The following is a 7,471-nucleotide window of genomic DNA, read 5'->3' as shown; positions in this document are numbered from 1 at the left end:
CGCTTACGATGACCACAAGCTTTTTTCAGCTTGTAGTCAAGCTGAAATTTATCTAGTCACACAAGTAAACAAAAGAAATGCTTCTTCTCCAGCTACCTTCTACTCCTCCTGGGGCGAACGCATGGCCATGATCAAAACAGACGCCGCTGGAACCGAAACTTCGTACTACCAGTACAACACCGACATCGATGTGGAAATACTCCTCGATGAACAAGAACATCCGCGCCACCTACGGCTACACGCCTTACGGAGAAAACGACGACGCCATGTTCACCGGAGCAGACCAACCCGATCCGTCACAACCAGACAAAGAGATGTACAACCCCTTCCGCTACGGAGGCAAGCGCTGGGACCCGTACACCGAGTCTTATGATCTGGGCTTCCGGAACTACTTCCCGGGTGTAGGAAGGTTTATGTCCCCCGACTCCTACACGGATTCGGAACAGCATAAAGGACTGTTCATGGACGCCATGACCAACAGCCTGTATTCGTTTACGGATGGAAACCCGGTGTCGTATGTGGATTTGGACGGGCATGTTCCGCTTGGCGGGGATGATGCGTGTATGCGCGCTCCAGTCTCTTGCTATACGGCAAATACAGGATATTACTATGATCCGGCCGGACCCAAGCGAAAAGCACCTCCCAAAGCGATGAAAAGGGCGAAAAGAACGCTTGACACATTACGGAAGAAGCCAACTCACAACAAAAACAAGGATGAGGAACCTCCTCCAAGGAATAGGACAGCTATACCGATCAATACGGTCGTTTATGCAAAGGCGGGAGGATACGGGTATGCAGCGGCACCCCCATATAGACCCCAACCTTTATCACCGGAGGCACAGTTGTGGATTGGAGGGATTTTATTTGCATTAGCTGTCCTTGATCCACTTCCAGGTGATGAAGCACTTGTTGCCGGGGCGTTAGGATATGCTGGATTCCGAATGAAAAGTATTATAAACTCGGTTACTGGCAAAGGTAAAGCTGTTAACAATTTTGGAGTAGTACAGTCAAGAATAAATATAGCTAACGGACGAACGAGATTTACACCTGTGAGACCATCAACAGGAGAGCCAGTATCTGCAGGTTGGGAGCATGTTTTAAAAGGGCATTTTAATAGACCTCTGTCTAATAGCAGGTCAATATTTTCGATATCACCAGATAAGTTAAAATCAATATTACAAAGACCGGATGTAGTTAAATCTCCTGTAACTGCTATAGAGGGCGGACAATATGTAAGAACTGTGAATGTAGGTGAAGTAATTGGGAATACAGCTCTAAAATATGGTGGTAAAGAAACAACACATATTACAATAATGACTGATAAAGCAGGAAACTTAATAACTACTTATCCAGTGCCGGCACCTTAATTTCGGGGGTTGAAAAATGAAAAAAAAACTAGTTGCAGTTCTTTGGGATAGTTTTATAGAGGAGGTTAAAAGTCCAGGAGTATTGGATAGCTATTTAATCTATTATTTAGCAATAGTTAATTGGATAACAAATAATACGCGATATTTTGGAGATAATAGCATTAAAAGTAAACGGTTAGAAATATGTATCAATCTTGATCCAACCTTATATGTTATTGATGAACCAGAACTCTCATTAAGTATGGAACTAGATCGTCTTGAGCGAATAAAACCCAGTAAAATGGATACTCTTGTTATGGTAATTGAAGATACTTTATGGGATCTGGTTACCATCAAGTCAGGAAAAGATTGTCCAAATTGCACAGATGATGAATTAAGGTATGTCTTAGCAAAAAATGAATCTAAACTGTTGTTAGAATGTGATACTTGTGGTTGGATTGAGTATGAAAATGGTTGTAAGTGGGATGGAGGGTATACTCAAGTTATTCCTGCAAGTAAGAACGATTTATTACAGTTTGGAATTTAGCATTTACTAAACCTTGATTGGCTTCAAGTCTTTCAAGGTTCTTTTTTGTATAGAGGGGTATGTTTGATACCATATACCAAATTCCATGAATTTCGTTAAATATTAGTTTTTTGGAGTATGATGACTTTATATTGTAATCTTTTTATTGACAAAGGATATAGGAAATCATGTATGTCAAGCTTTTTTACAAAGTTCTATAGCAATTTTAGATGTACACAAAATACACCAGTTGGGATGAAATGACATGATGAGACATTGACGACTTTCTATGTAGAATATCATACAAAGGTTTGACTCATTAGACTGTTCTCATCCCTAGGAATAACCGATCAGGTGATCTCGGAAGAAGTCATGGATGTCATGACCCGCTCCTATGTCTACTCCTCCTGGGGCGAACGCATGGCCATGATCAAGACAGACGCCGCTGGAACTTCGTACTACCAGTACAACACCGACATCGATGTGGAAATGCTCCTCGATGAACAAGGAAACATCCGCGCCACCTACGGCTACACGCCTTACGGAGAAAATGACGACGCCATGTTCACCGGAGCAGACGAGCCCGATCCGTCACAACCAGACAAAGAGATGTACAACCCCTTCCGCTACGGAGGCAAGCGCTGGGACCCGTACACCGAATCCTATGATCTGGGCTTCAGAAACTACTTCCCGGGTGTAGGAAGGTTCATGTCGCCCGACTCCTATACTGATTCGGAACAGCATAAAGGACTGTTCATGGATGCCATGACCAACAGCCTGTATTCGTTTACGGACGGAAACCCGGTATCGTATGTGGATTTGGACGGGCATGTTCCGCTTGGCGGGGATGATGCGTGCATGCGTGCCCCGGTCTCTTGCTATACGGCGAACACAGGATATTACTATGATCCGGCCGGACCCAAGAGGAAAGCACCTCCCAAAGCGATGAAGAGAGCGAAAAGGACGCTTGATACATTACGGAAGAAGCCGGTTCACAACAAAAATAAAGGGGAGCAACCCCCGCCAAGGCCAAAGCCGAAGCCGGTTCCGATAAATACTTTTGTGTATGCGAAGGCAGGAGGATATGGGTATGCAGCGGCACCTGCATACGGACGGGAACCCTTATCACCGGAAGCACAGTTGTGGGTTGGAGGGATTTTATTCGCGTTAGCAGTCATTGATCCACTTCCGGGTGATGAAGCACTTGTTGCCGGGGCATTAGGATATGCTGGATTCCGAGTGAAAAGTATCCTGTCAGAGTATCGGGTGCCTGTCTCTTCAGGATTAGGTACTCCACGTAGAGTGACTAAGGGTGGGAGTGCGGCTTCAACGTCAATACGTGGTATGATAAAAAAAGCAAAATTACCTACTTCAGGACCATTTAGATTTATTCCTGAAAAAGGGGCAACAAAATTAAAAACAAAAAAAATGGGTGGCAAAACAGGATATGTTGATAGATTTGGTAATGTTTGGGTGAAAGGGCCGTATCATGGAGACCGTAGGCTAGGTTTTGATCGTGAATGGGACGTTCAACTTTCACCCACAGGGAAAACCATTGGTGGAATGACTATAGCAGAGGTAAAGGATATATAAATGTAAGACCCGACGGTTTTTTGTCTCACTAATAATAAAATCGTCTGTCATATTCAACTGGCAGACGATTGATTTTCAAAAAAGGTGGGTAAAAGATAACATGGAAAGCGTATTAATCCAATTTGTATTTGATAAAAGGATAGATAAAGCCAAACAACTTCTTTTAGAGGGAGTAAATCCTAATCTTGTTACAGGTCCATTAAATTCTAGCTTGCTCATGGTTGCTGTGTACAATCAAGATGACGAAATGGTCAAACTGCTATTAGAAGCTGGCGCAGACCCGAATTCCCAAGATGCGAATGGTATGACTGCTCTTATGGATGCGGCATACAAAGGTTATCGTGGAATTGTAAAACAGTTGTTACAAAAAAAGGCAGATATTCACCTGAAGAATAATGAGAATATGACCGCATTAATGGAATCTGCCCGTGGAGGTGATTTAGAGATTGTAAGAGAATTGTTAGAACGAGGTGCAGACATAGACTTTCAGGATAAGTACGGATGGACTGCTTTGCACTACGCTGTGTCTAAAGGGCATAACAATGTGGTGAGGTTGCTTCTTACTTTCGGTGCTGATACACGTTTAGGTGCTGATTGTCATAACGCTCCCATTGATGTAGCAAGATCATTACTAGAAGAAGATTTAGTTATAAAAGGAGAATTAGAAAAAATAATAACATTACTAGAAAAAAATATCTCTTAAGTCGGATGATAAGACTAAGAAGTCATAGGACAGATAGTCAAAGCAATTTGGTATCCCTCCCTTCACCTACAAATCTTTGAATCTCCCCATGATGCTAACGGCCATCGCACCAAGGATACCTACACCGGCCTCGATGCCGGCAAACAATTGATCAACAACGTTTACACCTATGAATACGACCCGCGGGACCGCCTGGTCAACTACCAAAAAACCGGCTCCCAGACAGCCAGTGAAAGTTATCTGCTGGACCCGAACAGCAATATCATCGAGAAAACGCAAAACGGAAAAGTGACCACCTACCAGTACGATAAAAACCGTCTGATCTCCCAGACCAAAGACGGGGTCACCTCGCAGTACCAGTACGACCCGATGGGACGCATCAGCAAAGTGACGTCCGGAAATAAAGTCCTGGAGGAATACAAATACGATCCCTTTGACAATATCAAAGAGCACCAAAAACTCGCCAAAGATCAAACAACGCTGATCAAGACACAATTTACCCACGACACCCTGGATCGGTTAACCTCCAAAGTGGAACAGGCCGGAACCGAAAAAGCCCAAACGACCCATTTCAACTATCTGGGCATGACCGATCAGGTGATCTCGGAAGAAGTCATGGATGTCATGACCCGCTCCTATGTCTACTCCTCCTGGGGCGAACGCATGGCCATGATCAAAACAGAAGCCGCTGGAACCGAAACTTCGTACTACCAGTACAACACCGACATCGATGTGGAAATGCTCCTCGATGAACAAGGAAACATCCGCGCCACCTACGGCTACACGCCTTACGGAGAAAATGACGACGCCATGTTCACCGGAGCAGACGAGCCCGATCCAGCACAACCGGACAAAGAGGTGTACAACCCCTTCCGCTACGGAGGAAAGCGCTGGGACCCGTACACCGAGTCCTATGATCTGGGCTTCAGAAACTACTTCCCGGGTGTAGGACGATTTATGTCCCCCGACTCCTATACTGATTCGGAACAGCATAAAGGACTGTTCATGGATGCCATGACCAACAGCCTGTATTCGTTTACGGACGGAAACCCGGTATCGTATGTGGATTTGGACGGGCATGTTCCGCTTGGCGGGGATGATGCGTGCATGCGTGCCCCGGTCTCTTGCTATACGGCGAACACAGGATATTACTATGATCCGGCCGGACCCAAGAGGAAAGCATCTCCCAAAGCGATGAAGAGAGCGAAAAGGACGCTTGATACATTACGGAAGAAGCCGGTTCACAACAAAAATAAAGGGGAGCAACCCCCGCCAAGGCCAAAGCCGAAGCCGGTTCCGATAAATACTTTTGTGTATGCGAAGGCAGGAGGATATGGGTATGCAGCGGCACCTGCATACGGACGGGAACCCTTATCACCGGAAGCACAGTTGTGGGTTGGAGGGATTTTATTCGCATTAGCAGTCATTGATCCACTTCCGGGTGATGAAGCACTTGTTGCCGGGGCATTAGGATATGCTGGATTCCGAATGAAAAGTATTATAAACTCGGTTACCGGTAAGGGTACAGTAGCAAGTAAACCTGTAATTCGTTTGAGTAATGAAGGAATAGATTATGCATTAAGTAACCAAAGCAGATTACAACACTCTTTTAAGCATGCTAAAGATTTAGGGTTTGGAAATTGGAACAAACAAACATCAACGGAGTGGAAGAATTATATCCGCAACGTCTTAGAAAATCCTTCAAAATCCTTTGATAACGTGTTAGGAAGAGATAAGGTTAAAGGCTTTTATAAAGAAGTTGATGGAAATAATGTGGCTGTATACATTTACAAAGACGGAAAATATCAAGGACAAGTTGCAACAGTGGTTAGATTAAACCAGAACCAATTATCAAAATTTGGTCTGAAGTGAGGGTATATGATGAATCTTAGAGCTGGAGAGTACCTTATTGTGAGTTCTTGTATAAAAGTTCCGTATACCGTTAAAAATTTGATATCATTAATTTCGAAGTTACAGTTGTTTGATGTACAGTTTGGTGGTGCGAACTTTTTAAATATCGCCCCAGAAGAAGCAAACTTTGAAATGTTATGGAATGGAGTTGATGAAGTAGCTTTAGATACTTTTACAATTGAGGACTTAGAATGTTATTTCCTATCATCATTAGAAATTAGATTTAATGATGACATTCATGCACGGCTTGATATAAACTTTCTTGATGAGTACTCGTATGAAGTATCAATTATCTTTAATTATACAGAATTAATTGCAGAAGAATCCTCGTTTGAAAAAACACTGGAACGGTCAAAATTTGTTGAAGATGTAGGGATAGTTTTATTTGAAGAGATGGATCCATTATACGGTTGTATCGGAGTAGAAAGGAGTGTTTGTGGAATTAAGGCTATCAGAAACAGAGAGTGTAATTTTCCTTCTGATCGAGCGTATTATAGCCCGCAACTTTATAACAAAGATTTACGTTTATTCAAAGATATTGTTAGTAGATCATCTTTTTTTCATGAACTCGGTAATGGAGGTTGTTATTTTAGGAAGACGGAATTAAACAATTACAACCTACTTGAATCTAATGATGAAAATGATCTATTTTACAAACTAATACAATATCTATAACTCTGTTATTAGGTTAATGAAAGAGTAAAAAAATTAGTAATAGGGACCTTGAGAGAATAAAAAAGGATTCTTTCAAGGTTCTTTTTTATACTGAACTATGTCACTATGTCCATCGGACACAAGAGACCTATACCAATCGCAACCTTGGCTCATTAAAAGGAAAAACTTTTGAAGATGGTGGTGGTTTTAAAGTAAATTTGGGTGGTGACAGGATATTACAATATCATCCTGGAAGTAGGCATCACGGTGGAGTGCCATATTATAAAATATCTTCAGGTTAAACAGGAACAAAGCGTTATGACATACAAGGTAATTTAATTAAGTAACTCGTAAGGATGAGTTTATGGAATTACAGAAAAAAATCGAAACGTTATTTCTAGAATTAAATTTTGACAAGGTTATTGTAAATGGTAATCCACTTTTTTTTGGTTGCATTTACATATTATAAAATAACCTTTGTTAGAGGGTTAAAATCATATGTTATTGAATTTGCCAATAGTTATGATGATGCAGTTAAAAATGTTTTTGAAGATGGCGACTTATATCCGATTTCATTGAATGATAGTGAATTAATTGATAAACTACGTCACGACTTAGTAAATTTTTATATTGAGGTTATTGCATAACTCTTTTAAAAATTAAATAGAAAAATCCGCCTAAATGTGGTTAGATGAAAGCGCCAACCCACACCAAACCACGGAGGCGGATTAACTTGAG

The 7,471-nt window shown here is 42.0% G+C and carries 6 protein-coding genes; all 6 read left to right on the top strand.

All coding sequences use genetic code 11. From position 1 onward, the window contains the following. Positions 1–206 precede the first annotated feature (206 nt). The 6 genes from I8U27_RS21095 (at position 207) to I8U27_RS19905 (ending at position 6,754) form a co-directional block, all read left to right on the top strand. A complete protein-coding gene (locus I8U27_RS21095) occupies positions 207–1,367 on the top strand; it encodes an RHS repeat-associated core domain-containing protein (protein ID WP_181753028.1) in 1,161 nt (386 codons plus the stop codon). 16 nt (positions 1,368–1,383) lie between these two features. Beyond that, the gene (locus tag I8U27_RS19925) at positions 1,384–1,893 is read left to right on the top strand and encodes a hypothetical protein (RefSeq protein WP_181753020.1); all 510 of its coding nucleotides are present in this window, start codon (positions 1,384–1,386) and stop codon (positions 1,891–1,893) included. 333 nt (positions 1,894–2,226) lie between these two features. Next, the gene (locus tag I8U27_RS19920) at positions 2,227–3,465 is read left to right on the top strand and encodes a polymorphic toxin type 17 domain-containing protein (protein WP_198065922.1); all 1,239 of its coding nucleotides are present in this window, start codon (positions 2,227–2,229) and stop codon (positions 3,463–3,465) included. A gap of 100 nt (positions 3,466–3,565) precedes the next feature. Continuing rightward, positions 3,566–4,168 (top strand): ankyrin repeat domain-containing protein, encoded by a 603-nt coding sequence (locus I8U27_RS19915; protein ID WP_181753016.1) that lies wholly within the window; start codon positions 3,566–3,568, stop codon positions 4,166–4,168. A gap of 147 nt (positions 4,169–4,315) precedes the next feature. Then, a complete protein-coding gene (locus I8U27_RS19910; RefSeq protein WP_198065921.1) occupies positions 4,316–6,040 on the top strand; it encodes an RHS repeat-associated core domain-containing protein in 1,725 nt (574 codons plus the stop codon). Positions 6,041–6,049: 9 nt separating this feature from the next. Then, the gene (locus tag I8U27_RS19905) at positions 6,050–6,754 is read left to right on the top strand and encodes a hypothetical protein (protein WP_181753024.1); all 705 of its coding nucleotides are present in this window, start codon (positions 6,050–6,052) and stop codon (positions 6,752–6,754) included. The last annotated feature ends 717 nt before the right edge of the window (positions 6,755–7,471 follow it).

The organism is Paenactinomyces guangxiensis (assembly GCF_016055185.1).
In the GTDB taxonomy this organism is placed as follows: domain Bacteria; phylum Bacillota; class Bacilli; order Thermoactinomycetales; family Thermoactinomycetaceae; genus Paenactinomyces; species Paenactinomyces guangxiensis.
The sequence above is the reverse complement of the archived record's forward strand: the minus strand, read 5'-3'. Positions and strand labels throughout refer to the sequence as shown.

Bases quoted from the DNA above. Each gene is read 5' to 3' on its own strand.
- I8U27_RS21095 (WP_181753028.1), top strand. From the start codon at position 207: ATGAACAAGAACATCCGCGCCACCTACGGCTACACGCCTTACGGAGAA.
- I8U27_RS19925 (WP_181753020.1), top strand. From the start codon at position 1,384: ATGAAAAAAAAACTAGTTGCAGTTCTTTGGGATAGTTTTATAGAGGAG.
- I8U27_RS19915 (WP_181753016.1), top strand. From the start codon at position 3,566: ATGGAAAGCGTATTAATCCAATTTGTATTTGATAAAAGGATAGATAAA.
- I8U27_RS19905 (WP_181753024.1), top strand. From the start codon at position 6,050: ATGAATCTTAGAGCTGGAGAGTACCTTATTGTGAGTTCTTGTATAAAA.